The 24,921-nt window shown below is 70.4% G+C and carries 5 protein-coding genes and 1 pseudogene; 5 read left to right on the top strand and 1 reads right to left on the bottom strand.

All coding sequences use genetic code 11. The features are described 5' to 3' along the window. Positions 1-18: 18 nt before the first annotated feature. Positions 19-1,704, bottom strand: a complete 1,686-nt coding sequence (locus tag ABD798_RS26850) for a flavin monoamine oxidase family protein (RefSeq protein WP_344880362.1) — start codon at positions 1,702-1,704, stop codon at positions 19-21. Between the two features lie 665 nt (positions 1,705-2,369). Between ABD798_RS26850 and ABD798_RS26845 the strand changes: the two genes are divergently transcribed. From ABD798_RS26845 to ABD798_RS26830, 5 genes and pseudogenes are all read left to right on the top strand, one after another. After that, positions 2,370-3,815 carry a class I adenylate-forming enzyme family protein gene (locus ABD798_RS26845; protein WP_344880360.1) on the top strand — a complete coding sequence of 482 codons (1,446 nt, stop codon included), beginning with the start codon at positions 2,370-2,372 and terminating at the stop codon, positions 3,813-3,815. Further along, positions 3,812-4,744 carry an ACP S-malonyltransferase gene (locus tag ABD798_RS26840; RefSeq protein WP_344880357.1) on the top strand — a complete coding sequence of 311 codons (933 nt, stop codon included), beginning with the start codon at positions 3,812-3,814 and terminating at the stop codon, positions 4,742-4,744. The genes ABD798_RS26845 and ABD798_RS26840 overlap by 4 nt, the downstream gene beginning before the upstream one ends. 90 nt (positions 4,745-4,834) lie before the next feature. After that, positions 4,835-8,566: pseudogene (locus tag ABD798_RS37255) on the top strand (type I polyketide synthase); the annotation flags it as partial. Then, entirely contained in the window at positions 8,555-14,968 is a 6,414-nt protein-coding gene (locus ABD798_RS37250; protein WP_425549276.1) for a type I polyketide synthase, read from the top strand. The pseudogene ABD798_RS37255 and the gene ABD798_RS37250, both read left to right, overlap by 12 nt. A gap of 47 nt (positions 14,969-15,015) precedes the next feature. Further along, complete coding sequence (locus tag ABD798_RS26830; RefSeq protein WP_344880352.1) at positions 15,016-24,837, top strand: type I polyketide synthase; 9,822 nt, start codon at positions 15,016-15,018, stop codon at positions 24,835-24,837. Positions 24,838-24,921 lie beyond the last annotated feature (84 nt).

Raw genomic sequence — 24,921 nt, 5'->3', positions numbered from 1 at the left:
GACGAAGCTCAGGCGGTGCTAGTCCTCAGGCAACTCAACAGGGGCGATCTGGTCGAAGACGTCACCCGGTCCCGGATTGCCCGCCGCGGTCGTCCCACCCAGGTGGGTGAGCACGCCCCAGACCGCGTTGAGCGCCGTTGTCACCGCGCCCTCTGCGAAGCCCGCGGTCCACGAGATGTCGTCCCCCGCAAGGAAGAACCCCCGATGGCCGCTCGCGTGCCCGTCCTGCTTGAAGTGGGTGTACAACCGGCGCTGGTAACGGTAGTGGCCCGGCAGGTTGGCCTTGAACGCGCCCATGAAGTAGGGCTCGTTCTCCCAGGTGATCGTCACCGGCGGGGCGATCACGTGCGAGCGGATGTCCACCCCGGGGTAGATGGCCGCGAGCGAGCCGAGCACGACCTCCAGCCGCTCGTCGGCGGGCAGCGCGGCGAACTTCAGCGAATCGTCGTTCCACGTGTAGGACAGGCACATCACGCCGGGCTCGTCGGGGCCGTCGTCGAAGAGGTAGACCCCGCGCGGCATCCGGTCGGTGAGCGTCATGCTCATCAGCTCGCGCCCGGTCGCGGGGTCGATGTCGCGCCAGAACGGGCGGTCGGTGAGCACGAAGAGCTTGGAGCTGCCCATGTAGTGCGTGCGCTCCACCGCCGTCCACACCGGGCCGGGCAGCAGCGACTCCGAGCAGCGGATCTTCGACAGCAGCATCCAGTTCTGCGCGGCGAAGACGGCGGCCGGGTACTCGCGGGCCACGCCTTCCTTGTCGTGCACCAGGAATCCCGTGCCGACGCGGTCGATCGCGGTCACCGCGGGCCGGTGCCCGCCGTCGTGCAGCGAGGCCAGTGACGTGCCCTCGGGCCAGTGCGCCATCCGCCCGGGGGAGTAGTCCCACAGGCCGAGGGGGAGCTGTTGGCAGCCGCCGAGGATGCGCTGGTGGTCATCGTCCGCGCCGGTGTAGACCACGCGCAGGATCTCCAGCATGGAGTTCGGGAAGTCGGTGTCCCAGCCGCCGGTGCCGAAGCCGACCTGGCCGAAGATCTCGCGGTGCCGGAAGGAGGCGAAGGAGGGCGAGGAGGACAGGAAACCGTAGAAGGAGACGTCGTCGAGCTTGGGCACCAGGCGGTTCCAGATCGCCTTGATCCCGGCCACGTCCCGCCTGCGGATCGCGGCGTTCATCATGGACAGTTCGGCGTGCTCGTGCAGCGCCTTCTCCCACGCGTCGGCGACCTCGCGGTAGGCGGTGGGCAGCTCGGCGGAGGTGCGCGCCCAGTGGCTCTCGCCGTTGAGGTCGACCACCGTGCCAGGGGTGAGCGGGGACAACGGGTTCGGGAACGGCGCGGTGGACAGGCCGAGGAGGTCCAGGTAGTGCCCGAGCGCGGTCGCCGACGGCGGGAAGCGCATCGCGCCCATCTCCGCAACGGTGCCGGGGTGGCCCTCGAAGCTCGCCGAGCGCATCCGCCCGCCGAGCTGGTCGGCCTCGTAGACCACCGGGCGCAGGCCGAGCTTCATCAGCTCGTGCGCGGTCACCAGGCCGGAGAGCCCGCCGCCGATCACCGCGACCTCGGTGCCCAGCACGTGCTCCGGCAGCCTGCCGAGCCCGGCGGGGTGGGCCAGCCAGTCGTCGTAGGCGAAGGGGAAGTCCGGGCCGAACATGGTCAGCGGGCCGACGGGCTCGGGAAGGGCCTGCTGGTCGGTGAGCAGCGAGAGCATCGTGTGGTTCCCCCAGGAACGTGGTGGCCGGACGGTCGCCGGTCTCGCCGAGCGGAAAATGTTTGCGAAGATCTCGTGGTACCGCCGTTGCGAACTGTTCATCTCCGTGAACAACGACCCTCGGCGCGCTCGCGGCATTAGTGACCGAGGTGGTCAACCTATTTGCGGCGCCGTCTCCCCGAGAATGGGCAGAAGGTGTTCGTGTTCCCTCGGATCAAGAACGCTAATATGCGCTGCCTGGAGGGTCGCGGTGTCCCGAGTGGCAGTTAAGCGACGTTGAATCATCCTCAGGTTAGGACTGTGGCGTTGGGGCGACAACCCCTATACCTGCACGTTCGTTCGCTCGGAGCGATCACGTCCGCTTCGTGTGAGCCACGTGTTAATGGTTTTTCGATTGTGCGCGGATTTTGTGGCCGTGCGAACTGTCGACACTGTGGAAAAGTGCACGTTAACCCCGGTGTTATCGTTTCGTGTTCTTCGTGATAGGGGGTGTAAGGGCATCCTAAAGGGTGTCGTCCGCGAGCTGGCCGGACGTAGGTTTGTCGCGCCCGACTCTGTATGTGCAAGCACGCTGTGTGATTACTGGGGTCACCGTTCGACACCATTGTCGAATCGGCTGAAAAGCGTGCGGAGCGCGGGCGCGAGGTGGGAAGGAGTTCGATCCGATGACGGCAAAGTTCTTCGCCCTGGACTCGGTGCAGACCTTCGCGGAGTTCGAGCGCAACACCCTGCGAGTGGTGGAAGTGTTGCGCGCCAAGGGAATCCGGCCCGGCGACCGGGTGCTGCTGAAGGCGGGGAACTCCCTGGCCTACGTCGGCACGCTGTTCGCGCTGATGCACCTGGGGGCCTCGATCGTCCTGGTGGACCACCAGGAGCGCGCCGAGGAGACCCGCTTCATCGCGCGGCAGGCGGGTGCGGCGTGGTGCCTGGTGGACGACGACGCCCCGCTGCCCGAGGACGAGGACCGGATCTACCTCTACGAGCTGTTCGTCGCCGCGCTGGACGAGCACATCGCGTGGTCGAACACCGAGCGGCGGCTGGACTTCGAGCCGTGGGGCGAGCGCGTCGACGGCCTGATCATGTGGTCCTCCGGCTCCACCGGTACGCCCAAGGGCATCGTGAAGTCCGGCGGGAAGTTCCTGCGCAACCTGGTGCGCAACGCCGACCACATGGGCCACCGGCGCGGTGACGTGCTGCTGCCGCTGCTGCCCTTCTCCCACCAGTACGGCCTGTCGATGGTGCTCATCGCGTGGCTGGCCAAGTGCTCGCTGGTGATCGCGCCGTACAAGCGGCTCGACCGCGCGCTGCGGCTTGCCGGGCAGACCGGGGTCACCGTCGTGGACGCCACGCCCGCGACCTACCGCAGCATCCTGAACCTGGCCGAGCGACGTCCCGCGCTGCGCGATGAGCTGCGCACCGCCCGGATGCTCTGCGTCGGCGCCGCGCCGCTCGACCCGACCCTGGTGCCGCGCGCGGTCGCGACCTTCGGGCTGCCGCTGCTGGACAGCTACGGCAGCACCGAGATGGGCAACGTCGCCTTCGCCACCAACGAGAACCCGGTCGCGACCGGGCAGCCGATGAACGGCATCGACGTGCGCGTGATCAACGAGGACGGCGCCGAGGTCGTGCCCGGCGAGGTCGGCGAGCTGATCGTGCGCACGCCGGACATGATGGAGGGCTACCTCGGCCTGGACGGCGGGGTCGTGGAGGTCGCGCTGGACGACGGCTGGTTCCGCACCAACGACCTCGGGCACGTCGACGACGACGGCAACGTCTTCGTCATCGGCCGCAAGTTCGCGGTGCAGCGCATGGGGTACGTGCTCTACCCGGAGATCATCGAGCACAAGCTCGCCGCAGCAGGGTGCTCGGTGAAGATCATCGCCGTCCCGGACGAGCGCAGGGGCGCGCAGCTGGTCTTCTTCGTGGAGGACGAGCAGGACCGCGACGCCCGCTACTGGCGCGGCATGGTCTCGGCCGTGCTGCCGCCCTTCGAGCACCCGAACCAGGTGCGCGTGCTGGAGCGCTTCCCGCTCAACCGCAACGGAAAGCCCGACCGCAAGCAGCTTGAGAAGATGGCTTTGGGCGTGGAGACCGCCGGGGTCTCGGCATGAGCAGCACCGCTGTTGTGTTTCCGGGCATGGGGCCGTCGACCTTCGCGGACGTCGGCAAGTTCATGATCGTCAACCCGTTCGCGAAGGCGCGGTTGGCCGAGGCCTCGGAGGCGGTCGGCTACGACGTGCTCACCGCGTTCAGCCGCTCCGAGCACGTCTACACCGAGGTCGCCCAGGTGGCGTTCGTGGTCAACTCGATCGCCGTGTCGGACTGGGCTCGCGAGCACCTCGGCCTGAACCCGTTGCTGTGCGCGGGACCCAGCAACGGGCTGCGCGCGGCGACGGCGTTCTCCGGAGCGCTGTCCTTCGCCGACACCGTGCGGCTGACCGCTGATCTGGCGGCGTGGGAGCGGGAGTACTTCGACCGCGCGGAGAACGCCGACATCGTCACGCACTCCTTCGTCCGCACGCCGGGCGACGCGCTCGCGGAGATGCTGGCCGAGCTGGACGAGCGCGGTGAGTGGGCCGAGATCTCCTCCTACCTGGAGGACGGTTTCTTCAACGTCTCCTTGCGGGAGCACAACCTCGACTGGTTCAAGCAGAGCATCCGCGACGCGGGCGGTTACTCGATGTACACGATGCGACCGCCCGCGCACAGCTCGCTGTTCGAGCCGCAGCGCGAGCACGCCGCGCGGGAGATCTACCCGAAGTACACCTTCGCGGACCCGGATCTGCCGCTCGTCGCCGACCACGACGGCGCGCTGGTGACCACCGGGGAGGGGGTCCGCGAGCTGCACCTGGCCGGCATCGTCCAACCGGTGCGGTGGGACTCGGTGGTGGGGACCCTGCGCCAGCACGGCGTGGAGCGGGTCTGCGTCACCGGCTCGGACAACCTGTTCCGCCGCTTGCGTTCCACGAAGTCCTTCGAGGTCGTCGCGGTCGATCCCGACCGCGCGCTCAAGCACCGCAAGTCGCTCGTCCAGCGCTGACCGCACCACGTCGATCGTCGGCGCAGGTCCTGGGGAGGATCGTTGTTCTCGCACCGTCTCACGGAGTTGTCCGAAGCCGAGCGCGACCGCGTGCTGCTGGAGCTGGTGCGCGCCGAGGCCGCCGCCGCCCTGGAGCTGCCGGGACCGGAGGCCGTCGCACCCGACCGGCCGTTGCGGGAGCTGGGGTTGCACTCGCTGGCCGCGGTCGAGCTGCACCGCAGGCTCGGCGCGGCCACCGGGCTCGACCTGCCGGTGACGCTGGCCTTCGACTACCCGACGCCGATCGCGCTGGCCCAGCACCTGCTGGCCGAGTCGCTGGGCCTGGGCGACGCGGTGTTCGCGCCTTCGGTGGCCGCGGGCTCCGACGAGCCGATCGCGATCGTGGGCATGGGCTGCCGCTACCCCGGCGACCTGGACAGCCCGGAGAAGCTGTGGGACTTCCTGCTGGCGGGCGGGGACGCGATCTCGGAGTTCCCCGCCGACCGGGGCTGGGACGTCGACGGCCTCTACGACCCCACCGGTGAGCGGCCGGGCACCAGCTACACCCGGGAGGGCGGTTTCCTCAACCGGGCCACCGAGTTCGACCCGGCCTTCTTCGGCATCAACCCGCGCGAGGCGCTGGCCATGGAGCCGCAGCAGCGGCTGCTGATGGAGACGGCGTGGGAGGCCCTTGAGCGCGCCGGGATCAGGCCGAAGTCCTTGCGCGGCAGCCAGACCGGCGTGTTCGTCGGCGCGGAGCCGCAGGACTACGGCCCCCGCCTGCACGAGGCCGAGGAGGGCGCCGAGGCCTACCTGGTGACCGGCGCGACCCTGAGCGTCGCGTCGGGCCGCATCTCCTACACCCTCGGCCTTGAGGGGCCCGCGGTCTCCGTGGACACCGCGTGCTCGTCCTCGCTGGTGGCGCTGCACCTGGCCGCGCAGTCGCTGCGGGCGGGGGAGTGCTCGCTGGCGCTCGCCGGTGGTGTCGCGGTGCTGTCCAACCCCGGCTCCTTCGTCGCGTTCAGCACGCAGCGCGCGCTCTCCGCCGACGGCCGCTGCAAGCCCTTCGCGGCCGCCGCCGACGGCACCGCGTGGGGCGAGGGCGCGGGAATGCTCGTGCTGGAGCGGCTTTCCGACGCGCGCCGCAACGGCCACAAGGTGCTCGCAGTGGTGCGGGGCTCGGCGATCAACCAGGATGGCGCCTCCAACGGGCTGACCGCGCCGAACGGCCCCTCGCAGCAGCGGCTGATCTTGCAGACGCTGGCCAACGCGGGGCTCAAGGCCGACGAGGTCGACGCCGTCGAGGCGCACGGCACCGGCACCACGCTGGGCGATCCCATCGAGGCGCAGGCGGTCCTGGCCACCTACGGCCGCGACCGCTCGCCGGAGAAGCCGCTGCTGCTGGGCTCGGTGAAGTCCAACATCGGCCACACCCAGGCCGCCGCGGGCGTGGCCGGTGTGATCAAGATGGTCATGGCGCTTCGCAACGGAGTGCTGCCGCGCACGATCAACATCGACGCGCCGAGCCCGCACGTGGACTGGTCCTCCGGCGCGGTCGCGCTGCTGACCGAGGACGTGGAGTGGAAGCCCAACGGTCATCCCCGCCGCGCGGGTGTTTCGTCCTTCGGGATGAGTGGCACCAACGCCCATGTCATCCTGGAAGAGGCGCCGGAGGATGATTCGGCTCCGGTCGAATCGCTTGCGGGTGTACTGCCTTTCGTGCTCTCCGGGCGCTCGAAGGAAGCCCTGCGGGCACAGGCTTCGCGGCTGCGTGAGCACCTCGACGCCCATTCCGGCATCGCGCTGGGCGACCTCGCCCACTCGCTAGCCACGACGCGGGAGTTGTTCGAGCACCGGGGTGTGCTCGTGGCCGACAATCGCGCGGAGCTGAGCGCCGGGCTCGACGCGCTTGTCGACGATCTTCCCGCAGCGGGTGTGGTGAGCGGAGTCGTCGAAGGCTCCTCGCGCGTGGTGTTCGTGTTCCCCGGCCAGGGGTCGCAGTGGGCGGGCATGGCCGTGGAGCTGCTGGAGACCGCGCCCGCCTTCCGCGCGGAGATCGAGGCGTGCGCTTCGGCCCTCGAACCGTTCGTGGAGTGGGACCTGCTCGCCGTGCTGCGCGGCGAGCCCGGTGCCGCGTCGCTGGAGCGGGTCGACGTCGTGCAGCCCGTGCTGTTCGCGGTGAACGTGTCGCTCGCCGCGCTGTGGCGTTCTTACGGCGTGCAGCCTTCGGCCGTGGTCGGCCACTCGCAGGGTGAGATCGCCGCCGCCTACGTGGCTGGCGCGCTCTCGCTCGAAGACGCGGCGTGGGTGGTCGCGCTGCGCAGCCAGGTCATCGCCGAGGAGCTGGCGGGCAAGGGCGGCATGACCTCGATCGCCCTGCCCATCGAGGACGTCGACCACCGCATTTCCCGTTGGGAAGGACGGATTTCCGTCGCCGCCGTCAACGGTCCCGACTCCGTGGTGGTCGCGGGCGAGCCGGACGCGCTGGACGAGCTTTTCGCTCAGCTCGATGGCGAGGGCGTTCGTGTTCGCCGCATCCCGGTGGACTACGCCTCGCACTCGGCTTATGTGGAGGCGATCCACGAGCGCCTGCTGACCGTGCTCGGCCCGATCTCGCCTCGTGCGGCCAAGATCCCGTTCTACTCCAGTGTCACCGGCGACCTGTACGACACCACGGGCCTCAACGCCGAGTACTGGTACCGCAACCTCCGCCAGACCGTCCACTTCGACCAGACGGTTCGCCGCCTCGTCGAGCTGGGCCACGGCATCTTCGTCGAGTCCAGCGCGCATCCGGTGCTGACCGTCGGCGTTCAGGCGTCCATTGAGGACAGTGGTCGTGAAGGGCTCGCGGTCGGCTCGCTGCGTCGCGACGAGGGCGGCTTGGACCGCTTCCTCAGCTCGGTGGCCGGAGCGTTCGTCCGTGGCGCGGACGTTTCGTGGCTCGACCGTCCACTTCGGACCATCGATCTGCCGACCTACGCTTTCCAGCGCGAGCGCTACTGGCTGGAAACGCCGCTATCCGTCGGTGACGTCTCCGCTGCCGGGCTGCGCGGCGCGAACCACCCGCTGCTGGGCGCGGAGGTCGGCCTCGCTGTGGACGGCGGGCTGCTGCTCACCGGCAGGCTGTCGCTGCGCACGCATCCCTGGCTGGCGGAGCACGCCGTCATGGGCACCGTTCTGTTGCCCGGAGCGGCTTTCGTGGAGTTGGCGATCCGGGCGGGCGACGTCGCGGGCTGCGACCTGCTCGACGAGCTGACCCTCGAAGCGCCCCTGCTGCTGCCGGAGCGCGAGAGCGTCCTCGTGCAGGTTTGGGTTGGTGCCGCTGACGAATCCGGCAAGCGCGCGATCCAGGTGCACTCCTCCCGCGAGGATGCGGAGTGGATCAGGAACGCCAGCGGTGTGCTCGCGGTGGGCGCTGCGGCCGGTTTCGCCGAGTCCGCGTGGCCGCCTGCCGGAGCTACCGCGATCGACCTCGACGGCTTCTACGACAAGCTCGCCGAGGCTGGCTACGACTACGGTCCCGCCTTCCAGGGTGTGCGTGCCGCGTGGAAGCTCGGCGCGGAGATCCTGGCCGATGTCGCGCTCGACCCGGCGCAGGACGTGTCCGGCTTCGGCCTGCACCCCGCCCTGCTCGACGCGGCGCTTCAGGTCGGAGAGCTGGGTTCTAGCGGCGCGGCCAGCCTGCCTTTCGCGTTCAGTGGCGTTTCGCTGCACGCTGTCGGAGCTTCGGCGCTGCGGGTTCGCCTAACGCGCAACGGTTCCGACGCTGTCTCGCTGCGGCTCGCTGACACCACCGGAGCGCCGGTCGCGACCATTGAGTCGTTGGTGTCCATGCCGGTTTCGGCGGACCAGCTGTCCAGCACAGGCATGGACTCGCTCTACCGCGTGCAGTGGGTTCCGGCGACCGCGCCCGTTGTTGAGCGCACCAGCGCGGAGATCGGTCCGCACGCTGCTGAGATCGACGCTCTGCTTGACGGCGAGCTTCCCGAGGTCGTCTTCGTCTCCTTCACCGGGAGCACCGGCGAGATGGTGGAGTCGGTGCACGCCGCGACCCACCGTGCGCTGGCGTTGGTGCAGCGGTGGCTCGCGGAGGAGCGCCTTGCCGAGACGCACCTGGTGATCACCACGCGTGGGGCCACCGCGACCAAGACCGGCGAAGACGTCACCGACCTGGCGAACTCCGCTGTGTGGGGGCTGTTGCGTTCCGCTCAGGCGGAGAACCCCGGTCGCTTCACGCTGCTCGACCTCGATGATGCCGCGACGGCCGTTCTGGTGGCCGATGAGCCGCAGATCGCTGTGCGGGGCAAGGACGTCCTCGTTCCGCGACTCGTGCGCGCCGTGCCTTCGTCCGTTGTGGACAGTGACGTGGCGGCGGCCGAGGCGGGCACCGTGCTGATCACCGGTGGGACCGGGGCGATCGGTGCTCTGGTCGCGCGTCACCTCGTGCTGGGCGGAAGTGCCGATCACCTGCTGCTCACCAGCCGCCGGGGCATGGACGCGCCGGGCGCTGAGGACCTGGTCGCTGAGCTGACTTCGCTCGGTGCCAACGTGACCGTCGCGGCCTGCGACGCCGCCGACCGTGCCGCGTTGGAGCGCGTTCTCGCTGAAGTGCCGAAGGAACACCCCGTCACCACGGTGGTTCACGCGGCCGGAGTGCTCGACGACGCGCTGGTCACGTCGCTGACGCCGGAGCGGCTGGACGCCGTGTTGCGGCCGAAGGTCGACGCGGCGTGGAACCTGCACGAGCTGACGAGCGACCTCGAAGCGTTCGTGCTCTTCTCTTCGGCCGCCGGAACGTTCGGCGACGCGGGCCAGGGCAACTACGCCGCCGCGAACGCGTTCCTGGACTCCCTCGCACAGCACCGCCGCGCCGCTGGTCAGGCCGCGACCTCGCTGGCGTGGGGTTTCTGGGAGCAGCGCAGCGGGATGACCGCGCACCTCACCGACGCCGACGTCGAGCGGATGGCGCGCTCGGGCATGCTGCCGGTGCCCTCCGACACCGGGCTGGCGCTGCTCGACGGGGCGCACCTGGTCGACGAGGCAGTGATCGTGCCGCTGCGCCTCGACCTCTCGGCGCTGCGCGGTGCCACGACCGTCCCGCCCCTGCTGCGCGGACTGGTCCGTGCCACGCCGAAGCGTTCCGTCGCGGGCACCGCGCCCACCGGCGGGCTCGCGCAGCGGCTGGCGACGTTGGCGGAGGCCGAGCGCGAGCGCGTGCTGCTCGACCTGGTCCGCACCACCGCGGCGGCCGTGCTGGGCCACAGCGGGACCGACCAGGTCACCGCGACGCGGGCGTTCAAGGAGATGGGCTTCGACTCGCTGACCTCGGTCGAGCTGCGCAACCGGCTCGCCGCGGCGGCGGGGGTCTCGCTGCCCGCCACGCTCGTCTTCGACCACCCGAACCCGGCCGCGATCGCCGCTCTGCTGCTGACCAAGCTGCTCGGCAGTGCCGCTCCGGCCGCGGTGGCGATGACGAAGGTCGCCGCTGATGAGCCGATCGCGATCGTCGGCATGGCCTGCCGTTACCCAGGCGGTGTGCGGACTCCTGAGCAGCTGTGGGAGCTGCTGTCCGAGGGCCGGGACGCGGTCGGCGGTTTCCCGGCCGATCGTGGTTGGGAGCTGGACACGCTGTTCCACCCCGACCCCGACCACGTGGGGACCAGTTACACCCGCAACGGCGCGTTCCTGGCCGAGGCGGCGGAGTTCGACCCCGGATTCTTCGGGATGTCCCCGCGCGAAGCCCTCGCGACCGACCCGCAGCAGCGCATCCTCCTCGAAACCTCGTGGGAGGCCGTGGAGCGCGGCGGCATCGACCCGCGTTCGCTCAAGGGCACGTCGACCGGCGTGTTCGTGGGCGTCATGTACAGCGACTACGCCAGCCGCTTGCAGCCCGCGATCCCGGACGGCTTCGAGGGCCAGGTGGGCAACGGCAGCGCGCCGAGCGTGGCGTCCGGCCGGATCTCCTACACCTTCGGCCTGGAAGGCCCGGCGATCACTGTCGACACCGCGTGCTCGTCGTCGCTGGTGGCCATGCACCTTGCGGCGCAGGCACTTCGCGGCGGCGAGTGCTCGCTGGCCCTGGCCGGTGGTGTCACCGTGATGGCGACGCCGGAGACCTTCATCGAGTTCAGCCGTCAGCGCGGCCTGGCCCCGGATGGCCGCTGCAAGCCCTTCGCCGACGCCGCCGACGGCACCGGCTGGGGTGAAGGCGCGGGAATCCTGTTGCTGGAGCGTCTTTCCGACGCGCAGAAGAACGGCCACCCGGTGCTCGCGGTGATTCGCGGCTCTGCGGTGAACCAGGACGGCGCGTCCAACGGCCTGACCGCGCCGAACGGTCCTTCGCAGCAGCGCGTGATCCGCCAGGCCCTCGTGAACGCCGGTCTGTCCACTTCGGACGTTGATGTGGTGGAGGCTCACGGAACTGGTACCACGCTGGGCGATCCGATTGAGGCGCAGGCGCTTCTCGCGACCTACGGGCAGGATCGGTCGGAGCCGTTGTGGCTGGGGTCGATCAAGTCCAACATCGGGCACACGCAGGCCGCCGCTGGTGTGGCCGGAGTGATGAAGATGGTCATGGCGATGCGGCACAACGTCGTCCCGCGCACGCTGCACGTCGACCAGCCCAGCACCCACGTGGAGTGGAGCGAAGGCAACATCAGCCTCGCCACGGAAGCTGTGGAGTGGCCCGAGACGGGCCGTCCGCGCACTGCGGCTGTCTCGTCCTTCGGTGTCAGCGGTACGAACGCGCACTTGATCATCCAGCAGGTTCCGGCGATCGAGACCGTGGTTGAACCGGTCGCGGCGCCCGAGTTCCTGCCGCTGTTGATCTCTGCTAGCAGCCGCGAAGGCATTGCGGCGCAGGCACGTAAGCTCCGGCTCGACGACGCCAGTCTGCTCGACGTCGCGCACACCCTCACCGCGAGGACGAAGCACCGCCACCGCGCGGTCGCCGTCGTGGCCGACCGCGACGAAGCACTGTCCACTTTGGACGCACTGGCGAGTGGCGGAGAGCCGCTCAACGTGGTGCAGGGCCTTGCCGGGGAGTCCGGCCGAGTCGCGTTCGTGTTCCCCGGCCAGGGCTCGCAGTGGCTCGGCATGGGCGTGGAGCTGATGCGCACCTCGCCGGTCTTCGCAGCGCGAATCCGCGAGTGCGAGGAAGCCCTCGCGCCGTTCGTGGACTTCTCGCTGACCGAGATCCTGAACGGAGCGCCCGGCTTCGAGCGCGTGGACGTGGTGCAGCCCGCCACCTTCGCGGTGATGGTCTCCCTCGCGGCGCTGTGGCGCTCCTACGGCGTCGAGCCCGCAGCGGTGATCGGCCACTCGCAGGGCGAGATCGCCGCCGCCTGCGTCGCGGGCGCACTGTCCCTTGAGGACGCTTGCCGCGTGGTTGCTCTGCGCAGCAAGGCCATTGCGGAAGACCTCGCCGGTCTCGGCGGCATGGGATCGGTCTCGCTGCCGGTGGAGCAGGTGCGCGAGCGGATCGCGTCCTACCCCGGCCTGTCCGTGGCCGCCGTCAACGGCCCGACGTCCGTGGTGATCTGCGGCGAGGTCGACCCGCTGGCCGCCGTGATGGAAGAGCTTGCCGCAGAAGGCATCCGCGTCCGCCGCATCCCGGTGGACTACGCCTCGCACTCCGCCTATGTGGAGGAGATCCGCGAGCAGGTGATCACCGCGCTGGAGCCGATCCGGCCGCGCAGCTCGGAGATCCCGTTCTACTCCACGGTGACCGGCGAGCCGATCGACACGGCCGAGCTGACGGCGGAGTACTGGTACCGCAACCTCCGCCAGACCGTCCACTTCGACCAGACGATCCGCAGGCTGCTCGCTGACGGCCACCACGCGCTCGTCGAGTCGAGCCCGCACCCCGGCCTGGCCGTGGCGGTGCAGGAGATCATCGACGAGACCGGCACTCCGGCCACCGTGGTCGGTTCGCTGCGCCGCGAAGACGGTGGTCTTCGGCGATTCCTGACCTCGCTGGCCGAAGCGCACGTCAACGGTGTGGCCGTGGACTGGGCGCAGGCGACGGCTGGTGGCCGCCGGGTCGATCTGCCGACCTACGCGTTCCAGAACGAGCGCTACTGGTTGCAGATGGAGCCGCGCGCCGAGCAGATCGCTGAGAGCCCGGCGGAGTCGGAGTTCTGGCAGGCCGTCGAGCGCGGAGACCTCGATTCGCTCTCCACGACCCTGGCCCTGCCCGACGCGTCGGCCATCGAAACCGTTCTGCCCGCCTTGTCTCAGTGGCGCAAGCAGCAGCGCGAAGAGTCTGTTGTGGACAGTTGGCGCTACCGCATCGGTTGGGAGCCGGTCGCCGACGCCGCGAACCCACGCATCTCGGGAACTTGGCTCGTCATCTCCGGCCTTGATGAGGCAACGGCTGCGATCGAGAACCACGGCGGCACCGTCGAGCGCATCGAGCTGGACTCCGTCACCGACCGCGCCGCGCTGGTGGCTCGACTGCGCAAGCTCCCGCCGTTGGCTGGCGTGATCTCCGGACTGGCGTTGGACACGTCTCAGCTCGCCGAGTTCCCGGGGCTGACCGTGGGCCTCGCCGGAACCCTGGAGCTGGTGCGGGCGCTGGGCGAAGCCGAGATCGAGGCTCCGCTGTGGTGCCTCACTCGGGGCGCGGTGTCCGTGGGCACGACCGACGCGGTGAGCAGTCCCGACCAGGCGGCTGTGTGGGGCCTGGGCCGGACCGTCGCGCTGGAGTTCCCGCGCCGCTGGGGCGGCTTGGTCGACCTGCCCGCAACCGCTGACGATCGGACGCTGACCCGCCTCGCGGGCGTGCTCGCCGGAGCCGGTGACGAGGACCAGATCGCTGTGCGGCCGGAAGGGCTCTTCGCGCGCAGGCTCGTCCGATCCTCCTTTGTGGACACTCCGGTCACGAGGGACTGGAAGCCGCGCGGATCGGTACTGATCACCGGCGGCACCGGCGTGCTGGCGAGGGAACTCGCGCGTTGGCTGGCGCAGAACGGCGCCGAGCACCTGGTGCTGACCAGCAGGCGTGGAGCCGACGCGCCCGGAGCGCCCGAGCTGGTGGAGGAGCTGACCGCGCTTGGCGCCCGCGTCACGCTGGCCGTCTGCGACGTCACCGACAAGGCCGCGCTCGCCGAACTGGTCGAGCGAGTGGCCGCCGAGGGCACGCCGATCCGCAGCGTGATGCACGCGGCGGCGGTGATCGAACTCGGCTTCGTCGCCGACACCACCCTGGCGGAGTTCGCCGACGTCGTGCACGCCAAGGTCACCGGAGCACGGCACCTCGACGAGATCTTCGACCACGACGATCTCGACGCGTTCGTGCTGTTCTCCTCGATCTCCGGGGTGTGGGGCAGCGGCGAGCACGCGGCCTACACCGCCGCGAACACCTATCTCGACGCGCTCGCCGAGCAGCGCAGGGGTCGCGGCCTGCCCGGGACCTCCATCGCGTGGGGGATCTGGGCCGCCCGCAACGCCTTCGACAACAGCGAGCACGCCGCGCGCGAGGCCGAGGTCTCCGAGCGGACGGTGCGCCAGGGCCTGGCGATGCTGGACACCGACCTCGCGCTGAGCGCGTTGCAGCGGGTGCTCGACCGGGACGAGACCTTCGTCGCGATGGGCGATGTGACCTGGGACCGCTTCGTCCCGGTGTTCACCTCGGCGCGGCCGAGCACGCTGATCACCGGCGTGCCCGAGGCGCGGCGACTGCTCACGGAAGTGCCTGTCGTAGAAGCCGAGAAGGACTCGTCGCTCACCGGTCGACTGGCACGAGCGTCCACTGTGGAGCGTGCGCAGGCGTTGCTGGAGCTGGTGCGCTCCACGGCCGCCGCGGTGCTGGGTCACTCCGGCTCGGCGGCGGTGGAGGAGGACCGGGCCTTCCGCGAACTGGGCTTCGACTCGCTCTCCGCCGTCGAGCTGCGCAACCGCCTCCGCAAGGCCACCGGGCTCAACCTGGCTGCGGCCGTGGTGTTCGACCACCCCAACGCGAAGGCGCTGTCGGACTTCCTGCGCGTGGAGCTCTTCGGCGAGGACACCACCTCCGTCTCCGCCGCGCACACCGAGCTGGACCGCCTGGAAGCGACCCTGTCCACGCTCGGCGCGGACGAGCAGGAGAGCGAGGGCATCCGCACCCACCTCCAGGCCCTGCTGGCGAAGTGGGACGAGCGTTCGTCCGGCTCCACGAAGGCGCGCAAGACCTCCGACGACGACCTTGCCTCGGCCACCGAGGACGACATCTTCGACTTGCTGGACAAGGAAATGGGGTCCTTGTGAGCGAGTCAGACCCGAGTTCGGCAGCGACGGCGAGGAGCAGCACCCAGATGTCCACCGAAGAGAAGTACCTTGCCTACCTCAAGCGCGTCGGCGCGGACCTGCGGCAGACCAAGCGCCGCCTGCGCGAGGTGGAGGACCGCGCGCAGGAGCCGATCGCCATCGTCGGCATCGGCTGCCGCCTTCCCGGGGGCGCCGACTCGCCGGAAGCGTTGTGGCGCCTGCTCTCCGAGGGCGCGGACGTGATCTCCGAGCTGCCGGTCAACCGCAACTGGGACATCGACGGCAGCTTCGACCTCGACCCCGACCGGCACGGCAAGAACTACGTGCGCGAGGGCGGTTTCCTGCACGACGCGGGCGAGTTCGACCCGGCGTTCTTCGGGATCTCCCCGCGCGAGGCGCTGGCCATGGACCCGCAGCAGCGGCTGCTGCTGGAGACCTCGTGGGAGACCATCGAGCGCGCGGGCATCGACCCGCACTCCCTGAAGGGCACCAAGGTCGGCACGTTCGTCGGCTGCAACTACTCCGACTACTGCCCGACCGTGGAGGACGCGCCGGAGGAGCTGGAGGGGCACATCCTCACCGGCACCGTGCCGAGCGTGCTCTCCGGCCGCATCGCTTACACCCTGGGCCTTGAGGGGCCTGCGGTCACCATCGACACCGCCTGCTCCTCGTCGTTGATCGCGCTGCACCTCGCGTGCCACTCGCTGCGCCAGGGCGAGTCCTCGCTGGCGCTGGCCGGTGGTGTCGCGGTGATGGCGAACATGGGCTCCTTCATCGGCTTCAGCCGTCAGCGCGCGCTCGCCGCAGACGGCCGCTGCAAGGCCTTCGATGCCTCCGCCGACGGCATGTCGCTGGCCGAGGGCGTCACGCTCGTGCTGCTGGAGCGCCTTTCCGACGCCCGCAAGAACGGCCACGAGGTGCTCGCTGTGGTCCGCGCGAGCGCGGTCAACCAGGACGGCGCCTCCAACGGCCTTTCCGCGCCGAACGGCATGGCGCAGCAGCGCGTCATCCGCCAGGCGCTCACCACCGCGCGCCTGTCCGCCGGCCAGGTCGACGTGGTGGAAGCCCACGGCACCGGCACCTCGCTGGGCGATCCCATTGAGGCACAAGCACTTCTGGCCACCTACGGCCAGGGGCGCCCCGCTGACCGTCCGCTGCTGCTGGGCTCGATCAAGTCCAACATCGGCCACGCCCAGGCCGCCTCGGGCATGGCGGGCTTGATCAAGATGGTGCTGGCGATCCAGCACGGCGTGGTGCCCAAGACGCTGCACGTCGCCGAGCCGACCCCGCACGTGGACTGGTCGGCGGGCGCGGTGTCGCTGCTGACCGAGACCGTGCCGTGGCCGCAGACCGGGGAACCGCGCCGCGCGGGCGTGTCGTCGTTCGGTATCAGCGGCACGAACGTGCACGTGATCATCGAGGAAGAGCCTCCGGTTGAGGTCGCCGACGATGAGGACGCCGAAGAGGTCGTGGCCGAGGAGGTGCCCGAGCACCCGGCGATCGACCACCCGATCGCGCCGCTCGTGCTCTCCGGCAAGAGCGAGAACGCCCTGCTGGACCAGGCCTCCCGCCTGCTCGACCACCTCCGCGCGAATCCGTCGATCGACTTCAAGGACCTCGGCCTGTCGCTGGCTACCACGCGTTCCGCCTTCGAGCACCGCGCGGTCGTGCTCGCTGCTTCCGGCCTGGAGTCGTTGGTGCGCGGGGAGGCCGATCCGGCGGTGCTCACCGGCACCACGCGCGCGGCTGGGCGGACCGTGTTCGTGTTCCCCGGTCAGGGCTCGCAGTGGATCGGCATGGCCTTGGAGCTGGCCGATTCCGCGCCGGTGTTCGGCGCCCGGCTCGACGAGTGCGCCGCCGCGTTGGCCCCGCACACTGACTGGAACCTGCGCGACGCGCTCTCCGATGAGGAGGCGCTGGCCAGGGTCGATGTCGTGCAGCCCGTGCTGTGGGCGGTCATGGTGTCGCTCGCGGCACTGTGGCGCTCCTTCGGTGTCGAGCCCGCTGCGGTGATCGGCCACTCGCAGGGCGAGATCGCCGCCGCCGCGGTGTCCGGCGCACTGTCCCTTGAGGACGCTGCGGCCGTGGTTGCTCTGCGCAGCAAGGCAATCCTTCAGCTCGCTGGTCGCGGCGGGATGGTGTCTGTCTCGTTGCCGTTGGAGGCGCTGAACGAGCGGATCGCGCGGTGGGATGGCCGAATCTCGGTTGCGGCGGTCAACGGCCCCGCGTCCGTGGTGGTCTCCGGCGACCCCGACGCGTTGGCCGAGCTGGTCGCCGAGTGCGAGGCCGAGGAAATCCGGGCGCGCACGGTTCCGGTGGACTACGCTTCGCACTCCGCGCACGTAGAGTCCATTAAGGACGAGCTGCTGACCGTGCTCGCCGGGATCACGCCGCGCGAGCCGGAGGTGCCGTTCTTCTCCACCGTGACGGGGGAGTGGCTGGACGAGCCGGTTGACGCCGGGTACTGGTACCGAAACCTGCGGCAGACCGTGCACCTGGAGCAGGCCACCCGCGCGCTGATCGAGCAGGGCTACCGCTCGTTCATCGAGGCCAGCGCACACCCCGTGCTGACCATGGCGGTCCAGGCGACCGCTGAGGCCGCTGGCGGCGAGGTCGTGGCCGTGGGCTCGCTTCGCCGCGACGAGGGCGGGCTCGACCGCTTCGTGACTTCGCTCGGCGAGGCGCACACCCGTGGCGTTGCGGTGGACTGGCGTCCGCTTTTCGCTGGCGCTTCACGGGTGGGCCTGCCGACCTATGCGTTCCAGCGGCAGAACTTCTGGCTGGAGCTGGTTTCGCGCGAGGCCGCTGTGTCCGAAATGGACGCGGACTTCTGGGCGGCCGTCGAGCGCGAGGACCTGGACTCCCTCGCCGCGACGCTGGACCTCGCCGATCGGTCCTCTTTGGACACTGTGGTGCCCGCGCTGTCCTCGTGGCTGCGCAAGCGCCGCACGCAGTCCACTGTGGACGGTTGGCGGTACAGGTCGACGTGGCAGCCGGTCAGCGAGAAGCGCTCGCCCGCGCTGTCGGGCACCTGGTTGCTCGTCGTTCCGGCGATCGAGCACGAGTGGTTCGCCGTAGAAGACGTGCTGCGCGAACGCGGCGCGGAGGTCGTCCGTGTCACCGTGCCCGCCGACGCTTCCCGAGCTTCGCTCGCCGCGCAGCTCGGAACGGGCGCGGCCGGAGTGCTCTCGCTGCTCGCGCTCGACGAGGAGCCGCTTCCCGTCGGCCTGACCAGGGGCCTGTCCGCCACGGTCACGTTGACGCAGGCGCTCGGCGACGCCGGGATCGACGCTCCACTGTGGACGTTGACATCCGGCGCGGTCTCTGTCGGCCGGAGCGATCCGCTGACCAGCCCCAACCAGGCCGCAGTGCGAGGTCTCGCGCTCGCCGCCGCTGCCGAGATCCCGCAGCGCTGGGGCGGCTTGCTCGACGTTCCAGCCACTTTCGAAGCGCGCACCGCCGCGCGCCTGTGTGCTGTGCTCGCGGGTACCGATGAGGACCAGCTCGCCGTGCGGTCGCAGGGCGTCTACGCGCGCCGCCTGACCCCGGCTCCGCTCGGCTCGTCCACCGCGCCGGAGTGGAAGCCCAGCGGCACCGTGCTCATCACCGGCGGCACGGGCACCCTCGCCGCGCACCTCGGCCGCTGGCTGGCCGGACGCGGCGCCGAGCACCTGCTGCTTACGAGCCGCCGTGGCTCCGACGCGCCCGGTGCCGCCGCCCTTGAGGCCGAATTGAAGGCGCTCGGCGCCGAGGTCACCATCGCGGCCTGCGACGTCTCCGACCGTGCCGCCCTGGCCGCGCTTCTGGCAGAGATTCCCGCAGACCGCCCGCTCAGCGCCGTGATCCACGCGGCCGGGGTGGTCGATGACGTGGTGCTCGACCAGCTCACCCCGGAGCGCATCGCCGGAGTGCTGCGGCCGAAGCTCGACGCGGCGCGGCACCTGCACGAGCTGACGTCAGATGTGCAGCTCGACGCCTTCGTGCTGTTCTCCTCCTTCGGTGGCACGCTGCCCGATGTCGGCCAGGGCGCCTACGCGGCGGCCAACGCCTACCTCGACGCGCTCGCCGAGACCCGCACCGCCCGTGGCCTGCCCGCGACCTCGGTCGGGTGGGGGTCGTGGGGCAGCGGAGGCCTGGTCAGCGCGGAGCTGGAAGAGCGCATGCGCCAGCAGGGCATGCCGCCGATGGACCCCGCGCTGGCGATCACCGGGCTGGCGCAGGCCGTCGATCACGGCGAAACCGTGCTGACCGTGGCCGCGATCGAGTGGGACCGCTTCCCGCAGACCACCGCGCACTGCCCGCTCATCAACGACATTCCCGCAGTGGTTCGCGCCCGCGCATCCGCCGTACCGGAGGAAGCCACGGGCTCGGCCTTCGTGCAGAAGCTCACCGCGGCCTCGCCCGCCGAGCGTGAGCGGATCATGGTGGATCTGGTGCGCGCCAACGCCGCCACGGTCCTCGGGCACTCCGACTCCGACGCGGTCGAGGAGGGCAGGGCGTTCAAGGAGGTCGGCTTCGACTCGCTGACCTCCGTCGAGCTGCGCAACCGCGTGGCGGCAGCGACCGGGCTCCAGCTGCCCGCGACGCTGGCCTTCGACTTCCCCAACCCCGTCGAGATGGCCCGCCACCTGCTGACCAAGCTCGTCGGCGACACCGCGACCGCCACCACCGTCGCGGTGGCCGCTGCGACCGACGAGCCGATCGCGATCGTCGGCATGGCCTGCCGTTTCCCCGGTGGCATCGCCGCACCGGAGCAGCTGTGGGAGCTGGTCTCGCAGGGCCGCGACGCGGTCACCGAGTTCCCGACCGATCGCGGATGGGACGTCGCGAACCTCTACCACCCCGACCCCGACCACGCTGGGACGAGCTACACCCGGCACGGCGGGTTCCTGCACGACGCGGCGGGCTTCGACGCGGACTTCTTCGGGATGTCCCCGCGTGAAGCCCTCGCGACCGACCCGCAGCAGCGCCTGCTGCTGGAGACCTCGTGGGAGGCCGTCGAGCGCGCCGGGATCGACCCGCGCGGGCTCAAGGGCAGCGCGACCGGCGTTTTCGTCGGCTCCAACGGCTTCGACTACACCGCCGACCCCGAGCAGGTCCCCGACGACCTCCAGGGCTACGTGCTCACCGGAAGCAACTCGGCGGTGATCTCCGGCCGCATCTCCTACACCCTCGGCCTTGAGGGACCGGCGATCACGGTTGACACCGCGTGCTCGGCTTCGCTGGTCGCGATGCACCTTGCGGCACAAGCACTTCGCGGCGGCGAGTGCTCGTTGGCGCTGGCCGGTGGCGCGACGGTGCTGTCCACGCCGGGCACGTTCATCTCCTTCAGCCGTCAGCGCGGCCTCGCTCCGGACGGCCGCTGCAAGCCCTTCGCTGAGGCCGCCGACGGCACGGGTTGGGGTGAGGGCGCGGGAATGCTCGTGCTGGAGCGCCTTTCCGACGCGCGCAAGAACGGTCACCCGGTGCTCGCGGTGATTCGCGGCTCGGCGATCAACCAGGACGGCGCCTCCAACGGGCTCACCGCGCCGAACGGTCCTTCGCAGCAGCGCGTGATCCGCGCGGCGCTCGCCAACGCCGGACTGTCCACTTCGGACGTTGACGTTGTCGAGGCACACGGCACCGGCACCACGCTGGGCGATCCCATTGAGGCGCAAGCACTTCTCGCGACTTACGGCCAGGATCGCGACGAGCCGCTGTGGCTCGGTTCGGTGAAGTCCAACATCGGTCACACGCAGGCCGCCGCTGGCGTGGCCGGTGTGATGAAGATGGTCCTCGCGATGGGCAACGGGACGATCCCGCAGACCCTGCACGTCGACCAGCCCAGCACGCAGGTCGAGTGGAGCACCGGCAAGATCGCGCTGGCCACGTCGTCTCAGCCCTGGCCGGAGACCGGACGCCCGCGCACGGCGGCGGTCTCGTCCTTCGGCGTGAGCGGCACCAACGCGCACCTGATCATCCAGCACGCGCCCGCGTTCGAGGAGACCGCCGCGTCCCCGTCGGACCAGGTCGTGCCGCTCGTGCTGTCCGCGCACTCCGAGCAGGCGTTGCGTGACAAGGCTTCCCAGCTGTTCTCGTTGCTCGACGATCACCGTCCGGTCGACCTCGCGCACGCGCTGATCGCTGGCCGAGCCGTTCAGCGGCACCGTGCCGTCGTGGTGGGCGAGGATGCCCTGTCCGCGCTCGCTTCCGGTCGTAGCGCGCCGGGCCTGGTGTCGGGGCTCGCGGGCAAGCCGGGACGGATCGCGTTCGCCTTCCCTGGCCAGGGTTCGCAGCGCGCGGGCATGGGCCAGGAGCTGTACGCCACTTTCCCCGCCTTCGCCGATGCCTTGGACGAGGTCTGCGTGCGGCTCGACGCGCACCTTCCTCGTCCACTGCGCGAGGTGATCTTCGCGGGCCAGGAGGAACTCGACCAGACGGAGTTCACGCAGCCCGCGCTCTTCGCGATCGGCGTCGCGCTGTACCGGCTCCTGGAGGCCCACGGCGTCACGCCCGACTACCTGATCGGCCACTCGATCGGCGAGATCGCGGCGGCTCACGTCTCCGGCGTGCTCTCGCTCGAAGACGCTGCGCTGCTGGTCACCACACGGGCTCGGCTGATGCAGGCGCTGCCCACCGGCGGCGCGATGCTGGCGATCGCCACGACGGAGGACGAGGTCCTGCCGCTGCTGACCGATCGGGTCAGCGTCGCGGCGGTCAACGGCCCCAGCTCGGTGGTCATCGCCGGTGACGAGGACGCGGTGCTGGACATCGGCGAGAAGTTCGCCGGAGTGCGGACGCGGCGCCTGCGGGTGAGCCACGCGTTCCACTCGCCGCTGATGGAGCCGATGCTCTCTTCCTTTGAAGCTGCGATCTCGAAGCTGGTCCACAACGCGCCGCAGATCCCCGTTGTGTCCACTGTGGATGGTGGATTCGCGGAGTTCAGGGCGGAGTACTGGGTCCGTCACGCGCGCCAAGCGGTCCGCTACGCCGACGCCGTCGAAACCCTTGTCGGGGAGCGGGTCGGCACGTTCGTCGAGCTCGGCCCCAACGGTGTGCTGACCGCGATGACGCAGGGCTGCCTGCCCGAGGACAGCGCCGCGACGCTCGTGGCGACGCTGCCGAAGAACACCTCCGAGACCACCGGAGTGCTCTCGGCGCTGGGACGCTTGCACATCGCGGACGTCGCGGTGGACTGGACGCCGTCGGTGCCGGTGACCGGGCACGTCGACCTGCCGACCTATCCGTTCCAGCACCAGCGCTTCTGGCTCGTGCCCACACCCGCGGCCGGTGACCTCGGCTCCGCCGGGCTCAGCGCGGGCGAGCACCCGTTCGTCGGCGCGCTCACCACGCTGGCGGACTCGGGGCAACTGCTGATGACCGGTCGCCTCAGCCTCAGCGCGCACCCGTGGCTCGCCGACCACGCCGCGCGCGGAACCGTGCTGCTGCCCGGAACCGCGTTCGTCGAGCTGGCGATCCACGCCGGTGACCAGGTCGGATGCGCGCTGCTGGAGGAGCTGACCCTCTACGCGCCGCTGACCTTCGCCGAGGACAGCGCGGTGAGCTTCCAGCTCCGAGTGGAGGAGCCGGACCAGCTTGGCCGCCGCGAACTCACCGTGCACTCCCGTGCGGACGAGGACTGGGTGCTGAACGCCAGCGGTTGGCTCGCGCCCACTGCTTCCACCCTCGATGCCGACCTCGTGACGTGGCCGCCGACCGACGCGGTTCCCGTTGCGCTGGAGGGCTTCTACGAGCGGTTGGCCGAGACCGGCTTCGACTACGGCCCGGCCTTCCAGGGTCTTCGCGCGGCGTGGCGTCGGGGTGACGAGGTCTTCGCCGAGGTCGAGGTGCCGCAGGGCGATGAGGCGTTCGGGCTGCACCCAGCGCTGCTCGACGCGGCCGTGCAGACCGTTGGCCTGCGCGAATCCGACGAGGACAGCAAGCAGGACCTGATGCCGTTCTCCTGGAACGGAGTATCGCTGCACGCGACCGGGGCCACCCAGCTCCGCGTGCGGCTGACCTCGAACAAGGGGGACACTGTCTCGCTTGTGGCCGCCGACCGTACCGGCGGGCTCGTCGCGACGGTGGAGTCGCTCACGCTGCGCCCGCTCGCGGTGGACCTGGGCAACCCGCTCTACCGCGTCGACTGGGTGCCGGTGGCGACTTCGCCGCAGCCCGTGCCCACCGACTGGGCCGATGTGCGCGGCGCGGACGGGCTGCTCGCGCTCGCGCGGGGACCGGAGAGCCCGGCGACGGTGCTCATCAACTTCCCCGCCTCGTCGGAGGACGTGGTCACGGCGACCCACCAGGTGACCATTGAGGCGCTCGCGGCGTTGCAGACCTGGCTCAGCACGGCCAAGTTCACCGACTCGACGCTGGTCGTGCTCACCAAGGGCGGCCAGGACGGAACCGACCTCGGCCACGCCGCGATCTGGGGCCTGGTCCGCGCCGCGCAGGCGGAGAACCCCGGCCGTTTCGTGCTGCTGGACAACTCCGGGGCGAGCCCTCAGGAGCTGGTCTCGGCGGTCGCGACGGGCGAACCTCAGCTGGCGATCCGCGATGGCGTGACCACCGCGCCGCGCATGGTTCGCGCGGCGGTCACCACCGAAGGCCCCGGGCTCGACACCTCGGGCACGGTCCTGCTCACCGGCGCGACCGGCACGCTCGGCGCCCTTGTGGCCAAGCACCTGATGACCGCGCACGGCGTGCGGCACCTGCTGCTCACGAGCCGTCGCGGCATGGACGCCCCTGGAGCCGCCGAGCTGGCCGCGATGGGCGCTCAGGTCGCGGCGTGCGACGTCGCGGACAAGGCCGCGCTCTCCGCTCTGCTGGCGGAGATCCCGGCTGACCGGCCGCTCACCGCCGTGGTGCACGTGGCGGGTGTGATCGACGATGGCGTGATCGAGTCGCTGACGCCGGAGCAGGTGACGAAGGTGTTGCGCCCCAAGGTGGACGCGGCCCTCGCGCTGCACGAGTGCACGGCTCATCTCGACCTGTCGGCGTTCGTGTTGTTCTCCTCGGCGTCGGGCACGCTCGGCGGCCCCGGGCAGGGCAACTACGCGGCCGGCAACGCCTTCCTGGACGCCTTCGCCACCCGTCTGCGCGGTCTCGGTGTTCCGGCGACGTCGCTGGTGTGGGGCCTGTGGGCCGACGCGAGCGGGATGACCGGGGCGCTGAGCGATGGCGACCTCGCCCGGATCTCGCGCGGCGGCCTCGCGCCGATGTCGGCTTCGGAGGCACTCAGCCTCTTCGACGCGGCGGTGCGCGGCGAGGATTCGGTTCTCGCGCCGGTGAAGCTCCACATGCCGGCGCTGCGAGCGTTGGCGGAGAACGGAGAACTGCCCGCACTGTTCAAGGAACTCGTCAGAACCCCAGTTCGCCGAGCAGTGCGCGGCGCGGACACAGCGGTTTCCTACCAGCAGAAACTGGCCGGGATGTCGGAGTCCGCGCGGGCGAAGGCGGTCCTGGAGCTGGTGTGCGAGTACACGGCGACGGTGTTGGGCCACTCCGGTGGACAGGCGGTCGAACCCGATCGCGCGTTCACCGAGCTGGGCTTCGACTCGCTGACCGCGGTGGAGCTGCGCAACCAGCTCACCACGGCCACCGGGCTGCGGCTGCCCGCGACGCTGGTCTTCGACTTCCCGAGCCCGCAGGTGCTCGCCGAGCACGTGCGCGAGTCGCTCTTCCCTGCCGTGGCGGAGTCCGATGAGTCCGAACTCCGTCGCATGGTGGCGTCGGTGTCGCTGGAGGCGTTGCGCGAGGCCGGGTTGCTGGAGAGCGTCCTGTCGTTGGCGGGCAAGACATCCGCCGCACCGGCTCCCGCCGAGGCCGCGAGCTCGATCGACGACATGGACATCGACAGCCTTGTCGACCTCGCACTTGAGAACTGACCGGAGCGAAGAGATGAACGCGCAGCAGGACAAGCTCGTCACGGCGCTCCGTGCGTCGCTCAAGGCGAACGAGAAACTCCGCCA

The sequence above is a fragment of the Allokutzneria multivorans genome (genome assembly GCF_039537405.1).
Taxonomy (GTDB): domain Bacteria; phylum Actinomycetota; class Actinomycetes; order Mycobacteriales; family Pseudonocardiaceae; genus Allokutzneria; species Allokutzneria multivorans.
This window is presented reverse-complemented; position numbering and strand designations above follow the sequence as displayed.

Excerpts from the sequence above, each read along its gene's own strand:
- ABD798_RS26840 (WP_344880357.1), top strand. The coding sequence starts at position 3,812 with ATGAGCAGCACCGCTGTTGTGTTTCCGGGCATGGGGCCGTCGACCTTC.
- ABD798_RS37250 (WP_425549276.1), top strand. The coding sequence starts at position 8,555 with ATGCCGGTTTCGGCGGACCAGCTGTCCAGCACAGGCATGGACTCGCTC.
- ABD798_RS26845 (WP_344880360.1), top strand. The coding sequence starts at position 2,370 with ATGACGGCAAAGTTCTTCGCCCTGGACTCGGTGCAGACCTTCGCGGAG.
- ABD798_RS26850 (WP_344880362.1), bottom strand. The coding sequence starts at position 1,704 with ATGCTCTCGCTGCTCACCGACCAGCAGGCCCTTCCCGAGCCCGTCGGC.
- ABD798_RS26830 (WP_344880352.1), top strand. The coding sequence starts at position 15,016 with ATGTCCACCGAAGAGAAGTACCTTGCCTACCTCAAGCGCGTCGGCGCG.